This is a genomic window from Pseudomonas sp. S1_E05, assembly GCF_056337105.1.
The window spans coordinates 3,069,337-3,089,225 of sequence record NZ_JBFRHM010000001.1; the positions used below are offsets into that span (position 1 = coordinate 3,069,337).

The 19,889-nt window shown below is 60.1% G+C and carries 20 protein-coding genes and 1 pseudogene; all 21 read right to left on the reverse strand.

The window, feature by feature from the left end; all coding sequences use genetic code 11:
- Window positions 1-218 precede the first annotated feature (218 nt).
- Window positions 219-1,358, reverse strand: a complete 1,140-nt coding sequence (flhB, locus tag AB4N33_RS14185) for a flagellar biosynthesis protein FlhB (protein WP_460117144.1) — start codon at window positions 1,356-1,358, stop codon at window positions 219-221.
- 3 nt (window positions 1,359-1,361) lie between these two features.
- On the reverse strand, window positions 1,362-2,147 hold the full coding sequence (fliR, locus tag AB4N33_RS14190) for a flagellar biosynthetic protein FliR (protein WP_460139991.1): 786 nt from the start codon (window positions 2,145-2,147) through the stop codon (window positions 1,362-1,364).
- A 3-nt stretch (window positions 2,148-2,150) separates the two neighbouring features.
- Window positions 2,151-2,420, reverse strand: a complete 270-nt coding sequence (gene fliQ / locus AB4N33_RS14195; RefSeq protein WP_460117146.1) for a flagellar biosynthesis protein FliQ — start codon at window positions 2,418-2,420, stop codon at window positions 2,151-2,153.
- On the reverse strand, window positions 2,417-3,175 hold the full coding sequence (gene fliP, locus AB4N33_RS14200) for a flagellar type III secretion system pore protein FliP (protein WP_053156624.1): 759 nt from the start codon (window positions 3,173-3,175) through the stop codon (window positions 2,417-2,419). Before fliP ends, fliQ begins: the two co-directional genes overlap by 4 nt.
- Window positions 3,175-3,618: a flagellar biosynthetic protein FliO gene (gene fliO / locus AB4N33_RS14205; RefSeq protein WP_460117147.1), complete on the reverse strand. Its 444-nt coding sequence runs from the start codon at window positions 3,616-3,618 to the stop codon at window positions 3,175-3,177. The genes fliP and fliO overlap by 1 nt, the downstream gene beginning before the upstream one ends.
- Entirely contained in the window at window positions 3,619-4,077 is a 459-nt protein-coding gene (gene fliN / locus AB4N33_RS14210; protein ID WP_460139993.1) for a flagellar motor switch protein FliN, read from the reverse strand.
- A 69-nt stretch (window positions 4,078-4,146) separates the two neighbouring features.
- Complete coding sequence (fliM, locus tag AB4N33_RS14215) at window positions 4,147-5,115, reverse strand: flagellar motor switch protein FliM (protein ID WP_460117149.1); 969 nt, start codon at window positions 5,113-5,115, stop codon at window positions 4,147-4,149.
- A 9-nt stretch (window positions 5,116-5,124) separates the two neighbouring features.
- Entirely contained in the window at window positions 5,125-5,628 is a 504-nt protein-coding gene (gene fliL, locus AB4N33_RS14220) for a flagellar basal body-associated protein FliL (protein WP_460117150.1), read from the reverse strand.
- Window positions 5,629-5,792: 164 nt separating this feature from the next.
- Complete coding sequence (locus tag AB4N33_RS14225) at window positions 5,793-7,175, reverse strand: flagellar hook-length control protein FliK (protein WP_476457586.1); 1,383 nt, start codon at window positions 7,173-7,175, stop codon at window positions 5,793-5,795.
- 81 nt (window positions 7,176-7,256) lie between these two features.
- Window positions 7,257-7,619: an Hpt domain-containing protein gene (locus tag AB4N33_RS14230; protein WP_460117152.1), complete on the reverse strand. Its 363-nt coding sequence runs from the start codon at window positions 7,617-7,619 to the stop codon at window positions 7,257-7,259.
- Between the two features lie 30 nt (window positions 7,620-7,649).
- Window positions 7,650-9,356 (reverse strand): ATP-binding SpoIIE family protein phosphatase, encoded by a 1,707-nt coding sequence (locus tag AB4N33_RS14235; protein WP_476457587.1) that lies wholly within the window; start codon window positions 9,354-9,356, stop codon window positions 7,650-7,652.
- Between the two features lie 5 nt (window positions 9,357-9,361).
- Window positions 9,362-9,667, reverse strand: a complete 306-nt coding sequence (locus AB4N33_RS14240; RefSeq protein ID WP_460117154.1) for an STAS domain-containing protein — start codon at window positions 9,665-9,667, stop codon at window positions 9,362-9,364.
- Between the two features lie 137 nt (window positions 9,668-9,804).
- Complete coding sequence (gene fliJ, locus AB4N33_RS14245) at window positions 9,805-10,254, reverse strand: flagellar export protein FliJ (RefSeq protein WP_460117155.1); 450 nt, start codon at window positions 10,252-10,254, stop codon at window positions 9,805-9,807.
- 6 nt (window positions 10,255-10,260) lie between these two features.
- The gene (gene fliI / locus AB4N33_RS14250) at window positions 10,261-11,619 is read right to left on the reverse strand and encodes a flagellar protein export ATPase FliI (RefSeq protein WP_476457588.1); all 1,359 of its coding nucleotides are present in this window, start codon (window positions 11,617-11,619) and stop codon (window positions 10,261-10,263) included.
- On the reverse strand, window positions 11,609-12,403 hold the full coding sequence (fliH, locus tag AB4N33_RS14255) for a flagellar assembly protein FliH (protein ID WP_460139995.1): 795 nt from the start codon (window positions 12,401-12,403) through the stop codon (window positions 11,609-11,611). The genes fliI and fliH overlap by 11 nt, the downstream gene beginning before the upstream one ends.
- Window positions 12,404-12,410: 7 nt before the next feature.
- Window positions 12,411-13,430 (reverse strand): flagellar motor switch protein FliG, encoded by a 1,020-nt coding sequence (gene fliG / locus AB4N33_RS14260; RefSeq protein WP_192302130.1) that lies wholly within the window; start codon window positions 13,428-13,430, stop codon window positions 12,411-12,413.
- A complete protein-coding gene (gene fliF / locus AB4N33_RS14265; RefSeq protein WP_476457589.1) occupies window positions 13,423-15,210 on the reverse strand; it encodes a flagellar basal-body MS-ring/collar protein FliF in 1,788 nt (595 codons plus the stop codon). The genes fliG and fliF overlap by 8 nt, the downstream gene beginning before the upstream one ends.
- Window positions 15,211-15,225: 15 nt before the next feature.
- Complete coding sequence (gene fliE / locus AB4N33_RS14270; protein WP_460117159.1) at window positions 15,226-15,555, reverse strand: flagellar hook-basal body complex protein FliE; 330 nt, start codon at window positions 15,553-15,555, stop codon at window positions 15,226-15,228.
- A 119-nt stretch (window positions 15,556-15,674) separates the two neighbouring features.
- Entirely contained in the window at window positions 15,675-17,060 is a 1,386-nt protein-coding gene (locus tag AB4N33_RS14275) for a sigma-54-dependent transcriptional regulator (RefSeq protein WP_476457590.1), read from the reverse strand.
- Window positions 17,061-17,065: 5 nt separating this feature from the next.
- A pseudogene (locus AB4N33_RS14280) lies at window positions 17,066-18,288 on the reverse strand (sensor histidine kinase).
- 110 nt (window positions 18,289-18,398) lie between these two features.
- Window positions 18,399-19,874, reverse strand: coding sequence for a sigma-54 dependent transcriptional regulator (locus tag AB4N33_RS14285; protein ID WP_460117162.1), 1,476 nt, complete (start codon window positions 19,872-19,874; stop codon window positions 18,399-18,401).
- Between the last annotated feature and the right edge of the window lie 15 nt (window positions 19,875-19,889).

Consider the following 19,889-nt stretch of genomic DNA (forward strand, 5'->3'; position numbering starts at 1 on the left):
TTTTCCCCGTTCCTTTAAAGCAAACTTTTGACGCCTGAAGCAGGCGCACCGGGGCTACTGCAAAAAGCTGTCCAACTTTTGCAGAGGGTGGGAATAGAGCTGTTTTGCAGGAGCGGCTTCCTCGCGGATCAGACACCGTGGTGTGCCAGGCTGCCAGCGTAATCGTTGACGACCATCGCGAGCGAGCTCGCTCCTACAAGGCCGGGAGCATTGAAGGATTACGAATCGCGCCGCAAATCCGGCGGAATCGGCAAATCATCCTTCAGAGGATCAGGCCGCTTGCCCTTGCCCGCCTTGTACTGGCGGATCTGGTAGACATAGGCCAACACCTGGGCGACAGCGAGGTACAGGCCGCCAGGGATTTCCTGCTCCAGCTCGGTGGAGTAGTAGATCGAACGCGCCAGCGCCGGCGATTCGAGCAGCATCACTTCGTTGGCCACGGCAATTTCGCGAATCTTCAGCGCCAGGAAGTCGCTGCCCTTGGCGAGCAGCACTGGCGCTCCGCCTTTGTCCGCGTCGTACTTGAGCGCGACGGCGTAGTGGGTCGGGTTAGTGATGACCACGTCAGCTTCGGGAATCGCCGCCATCATGCGTCGCTGGGACACTTCGCGCTGAAGCTGGCGAATGCGCTGCTTGACCTCAGGCTTCCCTTCCGAGTCCTTGTGCTCGTCGCGCACTTCCTGCTTGGTCATCAGCAGCTTCTTGTGGCTTTCCCAGAGCTGTACTGGCACGTCCACCGCAGCGATGATGATCAGCCCGCAAGACATCCACAACGTGCTCCAGCCCACTACCTGCAGGCAATGGATAATAGCCATGTCCAGAGGCTCATGGGCGATGCGCATCAGGTCATCGATGTCCGATGACAATACGGTCAGCGCCACGATTAACACGATCAGAAACTTCGCGAATGCTTTGAGCAGCTCCACTACCGCCTTGATCGAGAACATCCGCTTGAGACCCGCCAACGGGTTCATGCGACTGAATTTCGGCGCCAGCGAGCCGGCCGCGAACAACCACCCACCCAGGGAAATAGGACCGATCAACGCTGCCAGCACCAGGGTAATCATGATCGGCTGGATGGCCAGCAACGCACTCAATCCCGAACTCATGAGATAAGTGCTCATGGACTTCTGGTCGAGAATGACCTCTCGCGGCAAGGTGAAGTTGTGCCGCATCAGCGCCATCAGGTCTTGAGCCAAAGCACCGCCAAAAATCAACAACGCAACAGACCCGGCAATCATGATCGCCAGCGTATTGAGCTCCTTGGAGCGGGCAATTTCCCCCTTCTCACGGGCGTCCCTTTTCTTTTTCTCCGTGGGGTCTTCTGTTTTGTCCTGACCGCTTTCGCTCTCAGCCATGACTCAGCGCGCCTGTGCCAGTTCGCGTAAAAACTGCAGGGCCTCGGAGGCCAGCGGTTGATACTGATTGAGAATGTCCGCCAGCCCCACCCAAACAATGAACAGCCCGAGCACAAGGGTCAACGGGAAGCCGATGGAGAAGATGTTCAACTGCGGCGCCGCCCGGGTCATGATGCCAAACGCGATATTGACCACCAGCAGCGCGGTAATTGCCGGCAATACCAGCATCAGTGCGGCACCGAGCACCCAACCCAGCTTGCCGGCCAGCTCCCAGAAATGATTGACCATCAACCCACCGCCGACCGGCAGCGTAGTGAAGCTTTCGGTCAGCACTTCGAAGACCACCAGATGGCCGTTCATGGACAAGAACAACAGCGTCACCAGCATGGTGAAGAACTGCCCGATCACTGCCACGGACACACCGTTGGTAGGATCGACCATGGAGGCGAAGCCCATACCCATCTGGACCGCCACGATCTGCCCGGCCACCACAAAGGCCTGGAAGAATAACTGCAGGGAAAACCCGAGGACGGCGCCGATAAGAATCTGCTCGGCAATCAACAGCAGACCGCTCAAATCAAGCGGACTCACCGCCGGCATGGGCGGCAGCGCGGGGACAATCACGAAGGTGATCGCCAGGGCGAAGTACAGGCGCACTCGCGTGGGTACCATCTTGGTACCGAACACCGGCATGACCATCAACATGGACCCGACGCGAAACAGCGGCAGCATGAACGTCGCCACCCAGGTACTGATCTGGGTATCGGTCAGTTGCAGCAGAGACGACATGGCTTAACCGATGACCAGCGGAATGTTGTGGTAAAGCTGGATAATGTATTCCATGAAGGTCTGCACCAGCCATGGACCGGCCACGATCAAGGTGACCAGCATCACCAGCAGGCGCGGCAGAAAGCTCAGTGTCTGTTCGTTGATCTGCGTGGCAGCCTGGAACATCGCCACCAGCAGGCCGACCAGCAGGCTGGGAATCACCAGCACCGCCACCATCATGGTGGTCAGCCACAACGCCTCCCGGAAGATGTCTACCGCAACTTCCGGCGTCATGGCGAGACACCGCCGAAGCTGCTCGCCAGGGTTCCGATGATCAATGCCCAACCATCCACCAGCACGAACAGCATGATCTTGAACGGCAGGGAAATGATCAGCGGCGACAGCATCATCATACCCATGGCCATCAGCACACTGGCCACCACCAGGTCGATGATCAGGAACGGAATGAAGATCATGAAACCGATCTGGAACGCAGTTTTCAGCTCAGACGTGACGAACGCCGGCACGAGAATGGTCAAAGGCGCCTGATCCGGCGTCGCGATGTCCGTACGCTTGGACAGGCGCATGAACAGTTCCAGGTCGCTGCTGCGGGTCTGGGCGAGCATGAAGTCCTTGATCGGCACCTGGGCCTTGGCCACCGCGTCCTGCGCAGTGAGTTTTTCTGCCAGATACGGCTGCAAGGCATCCTGGTTAACCCGGTCGAATACCGGCGCCATGATGAACAGGGTCAGGAACAGCGCCATGCCGGTGAGGATCTGGTTCGACGGCGTTTGCTGCAAACCCAGGGCCTGGCGCAGGATCGAGAAGACAATGATGATCCGAGTGAAACTGGTCATCAGCATGACGAACGCTGGAATGAAGCTCAGCGCGGTCATGATCAGCAGAATCTGCAGGCTGACCGAATACTCCTGCGCACCCTCGGCATTGGTACCCAGGGTGATGGCCGGAATCGACAACGGATCGGCGGCGAAGGCCAGCGGCGCCGCCAGCATCAGTGCCAGCGTCAAGACGATGCGTAGCGCACCCATTACTTCTTATCCTTCTGATCCTTGCCCATCAGCTCCATCAGACGCTGGGCAAACTCCGGGGTGGCGTTTTCGGTAACAGGCACCTGCACTGGCTCCTTGAGCACATGCAACGCCGTGATGGTACCTGGGCTCAGGCCAAGCAGAATCTGCTCATTACCCACCTGCACCAGCATCAGACGATCCCGCGGACCCAGCGCACGGGAACCGATCAACTCGATCACCTGCCCTTTGCCGGCGGGCCCGGCTTGCTGGACCCGGCGCAACAACCAGGCGAGGAAGAAGATCAACCCCAGCACCAGCAGCAGACCGAGCACCAACTGCGTCAGTTGCCCCGCGACACCACCACTGACAGCCGGTGCCGCAGCAGCGGTTGCCGCAGGCTCGGCCGCCAGCGCCGCGGACGACAGCGCCAGCAGCAACAAGGAACCCAGAACCTTTTTCACTCAGCGCAACTTCTTGATGCGTTCGCTTGGGCTGATCACGTCAGTCAGGCGGATGCCGAACTTTTCGTTGACCACCACCACCTCGCCATGGGCGATCAGCGTGCCGTTGACCAGCACGTCCAGCGGCTCGCCCGCCAGGCGATCAAGCTCGATCACAGAACCCTGGTTGAGCTGCAGGAGGTTGCGGATGTTGATGTCGGTGCTGCCCACTTCCATGGAAATCGACACCGGGATGTCGAGGATCACATCCAGGTTCGGACCTTCCAGACTCACCGGTTCGTTGTTCTTCGGCACGCTGCCAAACTCTTCCATCGGCAGACGGTTGGATGAAGTACTGGCCGCATCTGCCGCGAGCAGCGCGTCGATGTCGTCCTGGCCACCTTCACCGGTTTCCTCCAGGGCCGCAGCCCATTCATCAGCCAGTGCCTGGTCGTCCTGGGTATTCATTTCGTCAGCCATCATGTGTCCTCGGCAGGCAACCTCTTCGCGGGCTGCCGTCAGTTAATAGCAAATAGGTGGGAGCGCCGCTTATCGGCGCTCGATCGGCTCGATCACTTGCAACGCGAGGTTGCCCTTATGGGAGCCCATCTTGACCTTGAAGGCCGGCACGCCGTTGGCGCGCATGATCATGTCTTCGGGCATTTCCACCGGGATGATGTCCCCCGGCTGCATGTGCAGAATGTCGCGCAGCTTCAACTGGCGGCGGGCAACCGTGGCGCCGATTGGCACGTCGACATCCAGCACGTCCTGACGCAGGGCATTGACCCAGCGCTCGTCCTGGTCGTCGAGGTCGGACTGGAAGCCGGCATCGAGCATTTCGCGCACCGGCTCGATCATCGAATACGGCATGGTCACGTGCAGGTCGCCGCCACCGCCATCGAGTTCGATGTGGAAGGTTGACACCACGATGGCCTCACTCGGCCCGACGATGTTGGCCATGGCCGGGTTCACTTCCGAGTTGATGTACTCGAAGTTCACTTCCATGATCGCCTGCCAGGCTTCCTTCAAATCGACGAAGGCCTGCTCCAGCACCATGCGCACCACACGCAGTTCGGTCGGGGTGAACTCACGCCCTTCGATCTTTGCGTGGCGGCCGTCGCCGCCGAAGAAGTTGTCCACCAGCTTGAACACCAGCTTGGCGTCGAGAATGAACAACGCGGTGCCGCGCAAGGGCTTGATCTTGACCAGGTTGAGGCTGGTCGGTACGTACAGCGAGTGCACGTATTCGCCGAACTTCATCACCTGCACACCACCGACCGCCACGTCCGCCGAGCGACGCAACATGTTGAACATGCTGATACGCGTGTAGCGGGCAAAACGCTCGTTGATCATTTCCAGGGTCGGCATGCGTCCACGGACGATGCGATCCTGGCTGGTCAGGTCATAGCTTTTGACGCTACCGGGATCGGCAGCGGTATCGGTCTGTACCAGACCATCGTCGACACCATGCAACAGCGCGTCGATCTCATCCTGGGACAGCAGGTCTTGCACGGCCATGTCGTGTTCCTACTGCAGTACGAAATTGGTGAAAAGCAACTGTTCGATGACCACTTTGCCGAGTTCTTTCTGCGCCACTTCCTGGACGCTGGCCGTAGCCTTCTGGCGCAGCATTTCCTGACCGACCGGCGATGCCAGGGTCGCGAAATCCTGCCCGGAGAACAGCATGACGAGGTTGTTGCGGATGACCGGCATGTGCACCTTGAGGGCATCCAGATCAGCCTGGCTGCGCGCCTGCATGGTGATGCTCACCTGCATGTAGCGCTGGCGACCGTTCTGGTTGTAGTTGGCCACGAAGGCCGGCGCCATCGCCTCGAACACCGCCGCCTGTTTGCCAACCGGGGCGGCATCAACCGGGGCTTGCGGCTTGCTCTGGGCACTGTGCATGAAGTACCAGGTGGCGCCCACCGACAAGCCAATCGCCAGCAGCAAAGCCACCACGCCCGCGATGATCAGCTTGAGTTTGCCTTTGGTTGCGGGGTCTTTTACTGCTGCAGCTTCGCTCTTCGCCATGCCAATAATCCGTCACTATTCGGGGGTTCACAGTCGCACGGATTGGGGAGAGCAAGTGTTATGCCAGAACCTTCCACCGGATAGCACAAACAACTGTAGGAGCGAGCTTGTCGCGACGGTTCGACGCCTCGACAAGCTCGCTCCTACTCGGGGATCACTAGGGATCAGGCGTAATAATCGACCGCACTGGTGCCAATCACACTCGTCGCCGTTGCGGCGGCTTCGGCGATGCCGGTTGCAAGCTCGTCTTCCGACGCATCAATTCGCCCACCATTGGACGTCGCGCGCCCGCTCTGGCTTTGTTGAGCCTGCTCCTGCCCCTGCTGCGAACCTCGGGACTGGTCAGAGACGTTGACATCAACCTGGCCCATGCCCTGCTGCGCAAACATATCGCGCAGGCGGTGCATCTGGCCGTCCAGCGCTTCGCGAACGCTTGGATGAGCGCTCATGAACGTCACCTGTGTTTGCTGATCCGGAACCATGTTGACGCGGATATCGAGCCGCCCCAGCTCGGCGGGTTGCAACTGGATGTCGGCCGCCTTGAGATTGGCGCTGGACAGGTACATGACCCGATTCACGACTTCCTCGGTCCAGCCGTTCTGGTGCATGGCAATAGGCTGATTCACCGGCAACGCGTTGGCGGTTTTCGGCGTAGCAGCCTGGGTCAGCGCCGCCAGACGGTTGGCGAAATCGTCGACGCGGGTATCACTGGTGGCGGACTTCAAGTCCTTGAGCCCGTCACTGATCAGACCGCTGAACGCCTTCTCCCCACCCTGGCTGGTGCTGTCTTTGTCAGCCTGCACGTCGAGCATGCTCGCCATACCGGCGGCGAAGTTCTGCGCCGAGGTCGGCTCACCGTCCGACTGCGCTTGGGCGGACGTCGGTGCAGCCTTGGGCTGTGCCTGACTGGCGGCGGAAATATGGCCACCCTGCTCCATGGCCATGCGCACTGCTGGCAATGCGTCGAGCGGGTCTGCCTCTGGATCGAAATCACTTTCAGCCGCGACCGCAGGCTGCTGCGCAGTCACCACCGCGGCAGCGACAGGCGCTTCAACCTGAGGCTGCACCGTGACCACCACCGGTGCTGCTTGTGGCGCTGGCTCGGTGACCACCGGCAACGCTACCTGCAACAAGGCAGGATCGAGGGTCGGATCAGCCGGCGCGGCGTCAGCGACTGGGGCCTCGGCCGCAGGAGCCGCATTCGTCACGTCATCACTGGCAGCCGTGTCGCCGTTAGCCGCCGGTTTGTCGGCGGGCAAGGATTTGCCGCTATCGGCAACCGTCGGTTCCGGGGCGGCAGACTTCTTGTCGGCGACATCCTTTTTGCTGGCGGTGTCTGCGGTCTTTTCCGGGACCTTGTCCCGAAGCGGTTTCGCCGGGACATCAACCGCAGCGAAGGACTTGTTCTGAGACTGATTGGCGTAGACCTGAGCGAAGCTGGACGCCTTGTCCCCGGTCTCTGCGGTCAGCGCCGATGAATTGGCGGAAGCGGCCTGAGTCTTGGCCTGCGCAGTGGCTTGAAGAAGAATATTGGGGGTAACGGGCATGAAACGGTCTCCGCTGCACTGGAATCGTAGGTACAGTCCCCAGAATGCTGCAAAGGTTGAGCCAGTTTTGGCAAACCCGATTTAAAAACGCTGAACGGTCGAATTGAGGGAGCGTCTGCGCTCCGCCTCATAGAGAGGGCGAATAACGGCAAATTCGCCATTGATCTCGCCGACCAGCCTCTCGATGCCTTGCAGTGGCTTCTGTTTGCTGCGCTGTTCAAGTTCATGGCATAGCTGTGCCAGACGGGTCGCGCCCATATTGCTGCAACTGCCTTTGAAACTGTGCGCAGTGGCGCCGAGTGCTTCGGCATCGCCAGTCTCGTGCAACTGGCTCAGGCGTACTTCGGAATCGGCCAGGAACGTATCGAGCAACGTTGGATACTCTTCGCCCATGACCTCTTGCAACGAGCTGAGGACGTCGCGATTCAGGTGTTTGTCAGCCACTTGTTCACTCCTTGATCAAGAATGCGTGGATTATGCCAGAGCGTCCCAGAAAAACTCCACGCAGGCGGTACGACCATCGTCGGACCAGTTTGCATTACGCCCTAACTGGCGGATCAAACTGACGCCACGACCCGACAAACGGATACCGTCAACCGGACGAGCCATGACTCGCTCCACATCAAACCCCTTGCCACTGTCCTCGACCCGAACGGTCAGACGGCCACCCTCCTCCTTTGGCACCACCTGCAAATGCACCCGAACATAACCTTCCTGCAACGCTTCCAGACGCACATTGCGCTCTTGGTAATAGCGGGCAAATCCGCAGGCGTCGCGCTTGAGACTTGAGTCAAGCCCCAGCACGCCGTGCTCCAGGGCATTGGAGTACAACTCCGCGAGCACGCTGTAGAGCGCTCCGCTCTGGCCGCGCAAACCGTGAACCTCCAGCAGCAATTGCAGCAGGTACGGCAACGGATTAAAGCGCTTGAGGGTAGCGGCACGAAACTCGAAACTCACCGACCAATCCAACGGACAGGACTGGCCACTGTCTGAATAAACGGGTGCCGGCAGTGTCAGTTGAGCCGCTTGCAACAGACTCACTTCGACCATGCTCACGTCATCGCGAGCCTCACCGCGAAAATCCCGCAACGCCTGTTCGATCTCTTCGAACAGGCGATCCGGATCGCAGTTGGCGGCAAACACTTGCTGCAAACGCTCGACCCCAAACAGGTGTTCGTTGGCGTCACAGGTATCGATGACCCCGTCGGACAACAGGAAGACCCGGTCACCCACGGCCATCGGGTACACCTCGGTCCGGTCATCAAAGGCGTGCGGACTCAGTACGCCAAGCGGCAGATATCGAGACTTCAACGGCGTGCGCTCGTTGCTGGCAACGCTGTGCAGATAACCGTCTGGCATCCCGCCATTCCACACTTCCACCGAGCCCCGCTGAAAACTCAGGTTCAGCAGCGTCGCACAACAAAACATGTCGACCGGCAGTATGCGCTTGAGCTTGGCGTTCATTTCCCGCAGGGTTTCCGCCAGACCATAGCCCTTGGCAGTCATCCCATAGAAAACTTCCGCCAAAGGCATGGCCCCGACGGCAGCGGGCAAGCCATGGCCGGTAAAATCTCCCAGCAATACATGCATGTCGCCGGCCGGGGTGAACGCTGCCAACAGCAAGTCGCCGTTGAACAATGCATAGGGCGATTGCAGATAGCGGATGTTGGGGGCGTTCAGACAACCGGAATGAGCGACCTTGTCGAACACTGCCTTGGCCACGCGTTGCTCGTTGAGCAGATAATCGTGGTGCCTGGCAATCTGGTCACGCTGCTCCAGTACCGTCGCCTGTAACCGGCGCAAGCGGTCCATCGCCTTGATTTTGGCGGCGAGGATCACCTGGTTGTAGGGTTTTGCCAGAAAGTCGTCACCCCCAGCCTCCAGGCAGCGAGCCAAGGCCTCGCTTTCGCTGAGCGACGTCAGGAAAATGATCGGTACGAGGGTCTCCCCGGCCAGGGCCTTGATCTGCCGCGCAGCTTCAAAGCCATCCATGACTGGCATCATCGCATCCATCAACACCAGTTGTGGTCGCTGCTGACGAAATGCTTCGACTGCTTGCGCGCCGTTCGACGCCGTCAGCACTTCGTGGCCCTGACGGCGGACAATGCTGGACAACAACATGCGATCGGCCGCGCTGTCTTCGGCGATCAGTATCGTCAACGTTTCGAACATCGGCTGCACGACACTCACACCACGTCGAAGATCTGTTCGAAATTGGAGATGGCGAGAATTTTGCGCACATCCGTATTGGCATGGGTCAACCTGATTTCGGCATTCTCGCCACCCGCGTGATCGCGCAGCAACAACAGCATGCCAAGCGCCGAACTGTCGAGGTAGGTGGCGTCTTTCAGGTTCACTTCAAAAAAGTCGGGCTTTGGATGCAAGTGCTCATAGGACTCGCGAAACGCCTGATGCTTGGCGAAATCGAATCGTCCCTTGATCGATATCGTCAGTTTTTGCCCATCGGGAGAGACTTCAGTAACGACTGACATTGGACGGCTTCCTTGTCATTATTGAACAATGTTGTACAAGGTTTAGCACTTGGTGCAGGTGGGGGCAAGGGCTGAGTCTTGGTGTTATCAAGGACGCCTTGGTGGGCGAGCCCGTTCCTACAGGATAAAAACGTGACTCAGTAAGGATGCTCTCGCGGCAACCGCTGGGACAACTCATCCAACAGCTTCTGCTCGCGCTTGTCTTCCAGTTGCCGGGCTTCATCGGCGTAGCGCTGCACCAGCTTGCGCAAGCCCTCGACCCGGGCGTAGGCCTGTTGCCAGGTTTCCCGAGCCTTGTTCAGATTGTTCTGATGCCAGGCCAGGCTTTGGCGCTGCTGGTCAATCGCCACGCCCAGTTGCGCCAGAAAGCCCTGATAACCGAGCAACCATTGGCCCGAAACACCACTGCTGCCACGAATGATCCATTGCTCCTGATAATCGAGACGGAAGGCCTCGAGGTCAGCGAGCTTGCTCTCGGCCAAACGCACCTGGCCTTGAAAATGCCCCAGACGCTGGACGGCCGTTTTCTCCTCTTTCTCGGCCATTTCGACCACGGGCGCCAGGCGCCCAGCCCGACTTTGTGCCATGACCGATTAACCGCCCGCCGCAGGCGCGAAGATCGAGCCGAGGTAGGCTTCGCTCTCACCCAGGCTGATGCTGTCGTTGAGCCCTTGGCGCAGGTATTTGACCAATTGTGGCTGCAGGGAAATCGCCAGGTCGGTTTCCCGGTCACCACCGGCGACGTAGGCGCCGACGCTGATGAGGTCGCGACTTTGCTGATAACGCGACCACAGTTGCTTGAAATACTGCGCGCGGGTCATGTGTTCCGGCGACACCACCGACGGCATCACCCGGCTGATGGACGCTTCGATATCGATGGCCGGGTAATGTCCTTCCTCCGCCAAGCGCCGGGACAGGACGATGTGGCCATCGAGCACGCCCCGCGCCGAATCGGCGATCGGGTCCTGCTGGTCATCGCCTTCGGACAATACCGTGTAGAACGCAGTGATCGAGCCACCACCCTTCTCGGCATTACCGGCGCGCTCCACCAGTTTGGGCAATTTGGCGAACACCGAGGGCGGGTAACCCTTGGTCGCGGGCGGTTCGCCGATGGCCAGGGCAATTTCCCGCTGGGCCTGGGCGAAACGGGTCAGCGAGTCCATGAGCAACAGGACATTCTTGCCCTTGTCACGAAAATATTCGGCGATCCGCGTGCAATACATGGCTGCACGCATGCGCATCAGCGGCGCATCGTCCGCCGGAGACGCCACCACTACCGAGCGCTTGAGGCCTTCTTCACCGAGAATGTGCTCGATGAACTCCTTGACCTCACGACCCCGCTCACCGATCAACCCGACGACAATGATGTCGGCCTCGGTGAAGCGCGTCATCATGCCCAGCAGCACACTCTTGCCCACGCCCGTACCGGCGAACAGACCGAGACGCTGGCCGCGACCGACGGTCAACAAACCGTTGATGGAACGAATGCCCACGTCCAGCGGTTCGCTGATCGGATGACGCTTGAGCGGGTTGATCGTCGGGCCGTCCATCGGCACCCAGTCTTCGGCCTTCATGCCGCCCTTGCCGTCCAGCGCACGGCCGGCACCGTCGAGCACCCGCCCCAGCATGCTCATACCCATCGGTAAACGACCGGTATCCGCCAGCGGTACCACGCGTGCGCCGGGTGCAATGCCGGCTACGCTGCCGACGGGCATCAGGAAGACCTTGCTGCCGGAGAAGCCCATGACCTCGGCTTCAACCTGCACCGGATGATAACTGTCATCGTTGATGACCATGCAGCGGCTGCCCATGGCGGCGCGCAAACCCTCGGCTTCGAGGGTCAGCCCGACCATGCGAAGTAGACGGCCTTCAAGAATTGGCGCGCCAGCCAGCTCCGTGGCCTCGGAGTAACTGCCCAGGCGCTTGGCGAAGCTGGTACGGTCAAGGCGCATCGGGTTCTTCCGGCCCGGGTTCAGGCGCTGGCGTGATCGGCAACTCCAGGCTCAGATCCGGCGCTGCGGGATGCAAGGCTTGGTCATGCAACTGATCGAACAGTTTGTCCATGACCCTGGCAACGCGGGTTTCGATGGTGGCATCGATACGACTGTGCTCGGTCTCGACGCGGCAACCGCCCGGCAGCAAGGCTTCGTCCTCGACGATGCGCCAGGTTTCCTCATGGCGCTCGCGCAGGGCCTTGACCTGTTCGAAGTCCTGCGGATTGATGTACAGCCGCACATTGTTCACGCCCAGGGGCAACAGCTTGAGGGCATCACGCATGACGTGTTCGATCTGCGTAGAGTCTATGGCCAGTTCGCGCTGAATCACCTGACGGGCGATGTGCTGCACGAGGTCGACCAGGGACTTTTCGATCTGCGTGTCCTGTTCGGCAATCGGCTCGAACAAATTGACCATCAGTTGTTCCAGCGCCGCGATCTTCGGCGTCAGGGCCGCCTCGGCCTCCTGACGGACCTTGAGCGTGGTGCTGTGAAAACCCTCTTTTTCGCCAGTCGCAAAGCCTTCGTTGTAAGCCTCTTGGCGAATGGCTTCGAGCTCCTCGAGCGTCAGTGGCTGGACTTCTTCCAGCGGCACCTCCTCGACTTCGGGCGGTTCTGGCTCCGGCTCGGGTTCCGGCTCCGGTACATGCGGGTCGAAACTGGGCAACGACCAGACATCAAAACCACCGACATCCTTGGCACGGATCAGGTCGGTGTTGGACTCATCATGTTTGGACGACATAGTGAACTTAGATCATCTCTTCGCCGCCCTTCCCGCCGAGAACGATTTCTCCGGCTTCGGCCATACGGCGAGCAATGGTGAGGATTTCCTTCTGTGCAGTTTCCACGTCGCTGACGCGCACCGGGCCCTTGGCCTCCAGGTCGTCGCGCAGCAGTTCGGCAGCACGCTTGGACATGTTCTTGAAGATCTTTTCCTTGACGCCTTCGTCCGAGCCCTTGAGGGCCAGGACCAGTACGTCGGAAGACACCTCGCGCAGCAACGCCTGAATACCGCGGTCATCGACATCGGCCAGGTTGTTGAATACAAACATGAGGTCTTCGATCTGACCGGACAGGTCTTCGTCGACTTCGCGGATCGAGTCCATGAGCTGGCCTTCGATCGAGCTGTCGAGGAAGTTCATGATGTCCGCCGCGCGCTTGATGCCACCCAGGGTGGTGCGCGAGGCATTCGAGTTGCCGGAGAACTGTTTCTCGAGAATCTGGTTGAGTTCCTTCAAGGCGGCCGGCTGCACGGTATTGAGCGAGGAAACTCGCAGAATGATGTCCAGACGCACCTTGTGATCGAAGTTACCCAGCACTTCACCGGCCTGGTCCGGGTCGAGGTACGCCACCACGATCGCCTGGATCTGCGGGTGCTCGTAACGGATCACGTCGGCGACGGCTCGCGGCTCCATCCACTTCAGGCTGTCGAGACCACTGGTGTTGCCGCCCAGCAGGATGCGGTCAATCAGGCCGTTGGCCTTGTCTTCACCCAGAGCCTGGGTGAGCATTTTGCGCACGTAGTCGTCGGAACCGACGCCCAGGCTGGTCTGGTCGCCGACGATGTCGACGAATTCGCTCATGACCTGCTCGACCTGCTCGCGATGCACGTTCCCCATCTGCGCCATGGCCACACCAACGCGCTGAACTTCTTTGGGGCCCATATGGCGCAATACTTGGGCAGCGTCGGTAGAGCCCAGGGACAGCAGCAGAATCGCGGCTTTGTCGACCCGGGTCAGTTTGGCGGCAACGGCTCGGTTATCACTCATCTGCGTTAATCCACTCTTTCACGACCTGGGCCACACGGCCCGGGTCTTCTGCCACCAAACTCTTGATTGCGTTCAATTGTGCGTCATAGCCTTCGCTCGGGCTCGGCAGCAGGATACTGGTCGGGCCGCCGAGGCTGACGCGATCGTTGCCCAGTTCGCCATCCAGGCCGCCCATGCCGCCGAGCTCCACGTCGCTGCCGATGCCGGCCAGTTGCTTGCCCTTGCCACCACCGGTGATGTTGTTGAGCACCGGGCGCAGTACGCCGAACACCAGCACCAGGATGAACAACACACCCAGCACCTGTTTGACGATGTCCCAGAACCAAGGCTGAGAGTAGAAAGGAATATCGGCGACCACTTCACCGCGATCAGCCGAAAACGGCATGTTGATCACGCTGACGCTGTCACCACGACTGGCATCGAAGCCGACGGCATCCTGGACCAGACGGGTGAAGCGCGCCAATTCGTCGGCGGTCCACGGCGCACGGGTGGTTTCGCCGTTGGCCGCGTTGACCTTGACCTGATCGTCCACGACCACCGACACCGAGAGGCGATTCAAGCGGCCCTGTTGCTGCTTGGTATGGCTGATGGAACGGTCGAGCTCGAAGTTCTTGGTCGACTGTTGACGCTTGTCCGCCGGGTACGGCGCCAGCATTGGCTGACCGGTCGCAGGATCCATGATTTGCTGACCGTTGGCGTCCAGCAAAGGCTGACCTGGCTGCACCATGCCCGCCTGGGCAGTCGCCCCGCCCGTGGTCTGAGGCGCGGAAGCCGGTGCCGGTGGCTGGTTGCTCAGGGCACCCGGCACACCTTGTGGGCCATTGCTGGCGGTGCGTTGTTCGTTGACCGACTGCTCGCTGCGAAGCGCCGGCTGGTCGGGGTTGAATTGCTCGGAAGTGGATTCGACAGCACTGAAGTCCACGTCGGCCGACACTTCGGCCTTGTAACGATCGTTACCCAGGACCGGTTGCAGGATGTTATGCACACGCTGGGTCAGCATGCTTTCCATCCGGCGACTGTAATCGAATTGCTTGCCGGCCACGGTCAGCTCGGAGTTTTCCGCCTGATCCGAGAGCAGGTTGCCTTTCTGGTCGACCACCGTGATCTGCGACTTGCTCAACTCAGGAACGCTGGTCGCCACCAGATTGACGATGGCCAGGACCTGACCAGGCTCCAGTGAGCGGCCCGAATACAGTTCGACCAGAACCGAAGCACTGGGCTTGCGCTCATCGCGCACGAACACCGAACTTTTCGGGATCGCCAGGTGCACACGGGCACCCTTGACGTTGTTCAGGCTGGAGATGGTCCGCGCCAGCTCACCTTCCAGGCCGCGACGATAACGGGTCGCTTCCATGAACTGACTGGTGCCAAGGCCCTGTTCCTTGTCGAGAATCTCGAAGCCGATGTTACCGTCGCCGGTGGTGACACCCGCAGCCGCGAGTTTCAAACGTGCACGCGAAACGTCATCGGCCTTGACCAGCAAGGCACCGGAGTTCGGCTCCACGGTGTAGGGAATGTCGGCGGCCGCCAGGGTGTCCATGACCTGCTTGGCATCCATACCGGCAAGGCTGCCGTACAGAGGCCGATAATCCGGCTGCTGGGACCACAACACCACGGCGAAGCCAATCGCCACGCTCGCAGCCAGGCCGACCAACAGGCCCACCTGACGCAACATGGTCATCTCGGAGAGGTTTTCCAGAAAGGACAAGCCGAACAGCGGCGGTTTGCCGTCTATCGGAGTGGCCTTGGCCGGAACGTTATCGGCGACTGCTTCTGCCATGACTCAATCTCGTCCTTAAACCGGCATCTGCATGATGTCTTGATAGGCTTGAACCAGCTTGTTACGCACTTGGGTCAAGGCTTGGAAAGACACGCTGGCCTTTTGCGAGGCGATCATCACGTCCGTCAAATCGACGCCGCTCTTGCCGATTTCAAAAGCCGTGGCCAACTGGCTGGAGGCCTGTTGGGTATCGTTCACTTTATTGACGGCCTGACCGAGCATGTCGGAAAAACTGCTGCCACTCATTTCAGGGACGGCGGCAGTCGATTTCTGCGCAGACATGGCGTCCATTTGCATGGCGCGCATATCCAGCATCAATCGATTAAATTCAATACCTTGGCTCATGTTCTACTCTCAATGGCGGCACGCGTTTTTTTGACACTCGCTCAGCGATACCAAGGTGTTAGCAACAAGGGTGCCAGCTCCGGGGGAACTTCAACAAATCCCCTACCCGACGGCAATTCTCAACTGGCAAACAGATAGGCCTCGACATCCATCCCGGCGTCCCGCATCTGCGCCAGCTTGTACCGCAGGGTGCGAGGGCTGATACCCAAACGCTCGGCAGCCTCCTTGCGGCGCCCGCGCTCGGCGCGCAGCGTGTCGATGATCATCTGGAACTCTCGACGGCGCAGATCATCCTCCAGCGCACCCGCCGACTCTGCATCGACCCCCACCGCACGCACCGGCGATGGCGCTGCGGCCGACAACGGTGCACAGGCGACAGGCCCGGCAAGACAGAAATCCTGGGGCTGGATCAACCCTCCTTGCTGCAGAATCAATGCACGCTGTATCGCGTTATCCAACTCGCGCACGTTACCCGGCCACGGGTACCCCACCAGACACGCCCGGGCCTCAGGCGACAGTCTTGCAGCAGCGTGCTTCATTTTATTGACGTGCTTGACCAGAAGACGCTCGGCCAACGGCAGGATATCGGCGGTACGCTCACGGAGCGGACGCCAGGCCAGCGGAAATACCGAAAGACGATAATAGAGATCTTCACGGAACCGCCCTGCCGCGACTTCCCCGGCCAGATCGCGGTTGGTGGTCGCCACTACACGAATGTCCAGCGTGATGGGCTTGCGCGCCCCCACTCGCTCGACTTCTCGCTCCTGCAACACGCGCAGCAACTTGGCCTGGAGCCCCAGGGGCATTTCCGAAATCTCGTCGAGCAGGATGGTCCCGCCGTCTGCCTGCTCGAACTTGCCGGCCTGCGCCGCGATGGCGCCGGTAAACGATCCCTTTTCGTGACCGAACAGCGTCGCCTCGAGCATGTTGTCAGGGATCGCCGCACAGTTGATCGCAATGAACGGCTGGCTCCCTCGATGGGAGTGCTGATGAATGTAGCGCGCCAACACTTCCTTGCCGGTGCCGGACTCGCCGGAAATCAACACCGTGGAATCACTGCGTGCCACCCTCGCGGCCAGTTCGAGCAATTGTGCACTGGCCGGCTCAACGGCGATCGGACCTTCGCTATCACCCGCCCCCACATTACCCAGGGCATGACGACTGACCAGATCCAGCAACGCCTTGGGCTCAAACGGCTTGACCAGATAATCCACCGCCCCCTGGCGCATCGCATCCACCGCACGCTCCACCGCGCCGTGCGCAGTCATCAGCAACACCGGTAATTGCGGCTGGCGCGTTCGAAGCATGCCCAGCAACTGGTGCCCATCCATGCCCGGCATGTTCACGTCGCTAAGCACCAGGCTGAAGGCCTCTCCTCCTACAGCATCCAGGGCCTCTTCAGCCGAACCGACTGCCTTGAAGTCATGTCCGGCCAGCAACAATGTATCGGCCAACGCTTCGCGCAATGCGCGGTCGTCCTCGACCAGTAAAACCTTGATAGCCATATCCTTCACTCCGCTCCCAGAGCGCTGAGCCTTTCACCGGAAAAAAGTGGCAGGACAACCTGCGCACAAGTGCCCCGACCGGGTCGCGAGCGCAGGTGCAACTCTCCCTGATGTGCACGGGCCACCGCCTTGACCACAGTCAGGCCCAGGCCCGTTCCGGTCGCCTTAGTGGTAAAAAAGGTTCTCCCAGACGTGCCAGCACCTGGGCATCGATGCCGCTGCCACTGTCGCTGACCGACACCCGCAAAGTGTTGTCGCGGGCATAGAGATGGACTTTGAGGCGTACGTCGCCCGCACTGGCCTGGACGGCGTTCTCGATCAGATTCAGCAGCGCACCGACCAGGGTGTCGCGATTGCACAGCAACTCCCCCACATGGCTGTCGCACTGCCAGCGAATCGCGAGGCCCTGGACATGCGCCGAAGCCGCCGACTGAAGTGACTGCATCAACACCTTCGGCGTGACACGATCGGTCAGCGGCAGTTCGCCGCGCGCAAACACCAGCATGTCGCGCACTTGATGCTCAAGTTCATGCAGCCGTTCCTTCAGGCGCCCGGCGAAACGCTGCTGCGTGGCGGCCGGCAACTCTTGCTCGGTGAGATGACTGGCATAGAGCAGTGCGGCAGACAACGGCGTGCGAATCTGGTGGGCAAGCGACGCGACCATCCGACCGAGGGACGAAAGGCGCTCGTGGCGGGCCAACTGACCTTGCAGATGACGGGTTTCAGTCAGGTCATTGAGCAACACCAACTGGCCCGGCTCGGCATCCAGCGAGCGGGTCGCGATCGACAGGCGTCGACCGTCCTTCAGAGAAATTTCATGACCGTCGTCTTCGCGTGGGGCAAAGCAACGGGCAATGACGTGGCGCCACAACTCACCTTCCAGGGGCAAGCCGAGTAATTCACAAGCGGCGGGATTGGCTTCGCGCACGATGCCTTGCGCGTCAATGACGATCACGCCACCGGGCAGCAGGTCGAGGAGGTTTTGCAGACGATTGGCCAGGCGTTCCTTTTCCGCCAGCTCCTGCATACGCTGGGCACTGACCACTGCCAGCTCACCCTTGAGTTCGGTGACCCGGGCTTCCAGCAGACTGTAGGAATCGGTCAGTTGGCTGGACATCTGGCTGAACAGCGCAAATGCCTGCTCAAGGCCTTGACGACTGGCCTGCTCTACGGAGGACGGGTGCCCCGAAGCGTCAGGGACAGGAGACATCTGGGCGGCTTGGGGCATCGTGCTCTCTCGCTTGGCTGACCGTCAGTGAAACGGAACGTTGCGAGGGACTTAGCAATACCCGTGCCTAAAAAAAACCGCTGTAAAATGAATGACTTGAAAAACGGGCGTCAATCATCCGCCTGTTCATCACCTTCACGGCGGCTCATGCCGTACTTGCGCATCTTCTCGACCAGCGTGGTTCGACGAATCCGCAGGCGCTCGGCAGCACGTGCGACGATACCGTTGGCATCGTCCAGCGCCTGCTGAATCAGGCCTTGCTCCAGACCTCCGAGGTAGTCCTTGAGGTCGAGGCCTTCCGGCGGCAGCATGGCGCCGGCAGCGAAGTCCGGGGTATGGCCATTGATCGCCACACGCTCTTCCAGGTCGCTGCGCAGGCTGTCGACCAATTGCTCGTCTTCATCGTCGACGTAGCGGAATTTCTTCGGCAACTCGACCACGCCGATCACCCCATACGGGTGCATGATCGCCATGCGTTCCACCAGGTTGGCCAACTCTCGGACGTTGCCCGGCCAGCCGTGACGGCACAGCGACATGATCGCCGCAGAATTGAAACGGATCGAACCGCGCTTCTCGTGCTCCATCCGCGAGATCAACTCGTTCATGAGCAGCGGGATGTCTTCAACACGCTCACGCAGCGGTGCCATCTCGATCGGGAAAACGTTCAGGCGATAGTAGAGGTCTTCGCGGAAGGAGCCGACCTCGATCATGCTTTCCAGATTCTTGTGGGTCGCCGCGATGATACGTACGTCGACGCTCTGGGTCTTGTTGCTGCCCACGCGCTCGAAGGTGCGCTCCTGCAAAACGCGAAGCAGCTTGACCTGCATCGGCAGCGGCATGTCGCCGATTTCGTCGAGAAACAGCGTGCCGCCATTGGCCAGTTCAAAACGCCCGGCGCGGCTGGTGATGGCGCCGGTGAAGGCGCCCTTCTCATGACCGAACAATTCGCTTTCCAGCAACTCGGCCGGGATCGCCCCGCAGTTGACGGGCACGAAAGGCGCTTCACGACGCTTGGAATGGTAGTGGAGGTTGCGTGCGACCACTTCCTTGCCCGTGCCGGACTCGCCGAGAATCAGCACGCTGGCGTCGGTGTCGGCAACCTGCTGCATCATTTGGCGGACATGTTGAATCGCCCGGCTGGTGCCGACGAGGCTGCGGAAAAGATTGGGTTCGCGTTGACGACCGCGCTCACGGGCCTGGTCGTACATCTCGCGATAGACCTGCGCACGGTGCAGTGAATCGAGCAATTTGCTGTAGCTGGGCGGCATTTCAAGGGTCGAAAGCACTCGGCGACGCTGGTCTTCCGGCAGGTCGATGGAAGAATTATCGCCCATCAACAAAATTGGAAGGAACTCATCCCAGGTTGAGAGTGTCTTTAACAAGCCCGGAAGTGCGCCCGGGGCGTTGACCGTGCCAATGAGGACACAGATCACTTCACGACTTGATGACAAAGAGCCGACAGCCTGCTGCCAGTCATGGCTACCGCAGGGTAAATTTTCTTCGCCGAGAAAATTTAAGATCACCGCCATATCGCGGCGGCGGACGCTATCGTCATCGATCAGCAGAATTTTAGTTTCACGCCACATGCAATAGCAACTTCC

Excerpts from the sequence above, each read along its gene's own strand:
- fliQ (WP_460117146.1), bottom strand. The coding sequence starts at position 2,420 with ATGACGCCGGAAGTTGCGGTAGACATCTTCCGGGAGGCGTTGTGGCTG.
- flhB (WP_460117144.1), bottom strand. The coding sequence starts at position 1,358 with ATGGCTGAGAGCGAAAGCGGTCAGGACAAAACAGAAGACCCCACGGAG.
- fliG (WP_192302130.1), bottom strand. The coding sequence starts at position 13,430 with ATGAGTGATAACCGAGCCGTTGCCGCCAAACTGACCCGGGTCGACAAA.
- fliJ (WP_460117155.1), bottom strand. The coding sequence starts at position 10,254 with ATGGCACAAAGTCGGGCTGGGCGCCTGGCGCCCGTGGTCGAAATGGCC.
- fliN (WP_460139993.1), bottom strand. The coding sequence starts at position 4,077 with ATGGCTGACGAAATGAATACCCAGGACGACCAGGCACTGGCTGATGAA.
- AB4N33_RS14275 (WP_476457590.1), bottom strand. The coding sequence starts at position 17,060 with ATGGCTATCAAGGTTTTACTGGTCGAGGACGACCGCGCATTGCGCGAA.
- fliE (WP_460117159.1), bottom strand. The coding sequence starts at position 15,555 with ATGAGCCAAGGTATTGAATTTAATCGATTGATGCTGGATATGCGCGCC.
- fliI (WP_476457588.1), bottom strand. The coding sequence starts at position 11,619 with ATGCGCCTTGACCGTACCAGCTTCGCCAAGCGCCTGGGCAGTTACTCC.
- fliH (WP_460139995.1), bottom strand. The coding sequence starts at position 12,403 with ATGTCGTCCAAACATGATGAGTCCAACACCGACCTGATCCGTGCCAAG.
- fliL (WP_460117150.1), bottom strand. The coding sequence starts at position 5,628 with ATGGCGAAGAGCGAAGCTGCAGCAGTAAAAGACCCCGCAACCAAAGGC.
- fliM (WP_460117149.1), bottom strand. The coding sequence starts at position 5,115 with ATGGCCGTGCAAGACCTGCTGTCCCAGGATGAGATCGACGCGCTGTTG.
- AB4N33_RS14285 (WP_460117162.1), bottom strand. The coding sequence starts at position 19,874 with ATGTGGCGTGAAACTAAAATTCTGCTGATCGATGACGATAGCGTCCGC.
- fliF (WP_476457589.1), bottom strand. The coding sequence starts at position 15,210 with ATGGCAGAAGCAGTCGCCGATAACGTTCCGGCCAAGGCCACTCCGATA.
- fliR (WP_460139991.1), bottom strand. The coding sequence starts at position 2,147 with ATGTCGTCTCTGCTGCAACTGACCGATACCCAGATCAGTACCTGGGTG.
- AB4N33_RS14225 (WP_476457586.1), bottom strand. The coding sequence starts at position 7,175 with ATGCCCGTTACCCCCAATATTCTTCTTCAAGCCACTGCGCAGGCCAAG.
- AB4N33_RS14240 (WP_460117154.1), bottom strand. The coding sequence starts at position 9,667 with ATGTCAGTCGTTACTGAAGTCTCTCCCGATGGGCAAAAACTGACGATA.
- fliP (WP_053156624.1), bottom strand. The coding sequence starts at position 3,175 with ATGGGTGCGCTACGCATCGTCTTGACGCTGGCACTGATGCTGGCGGCG.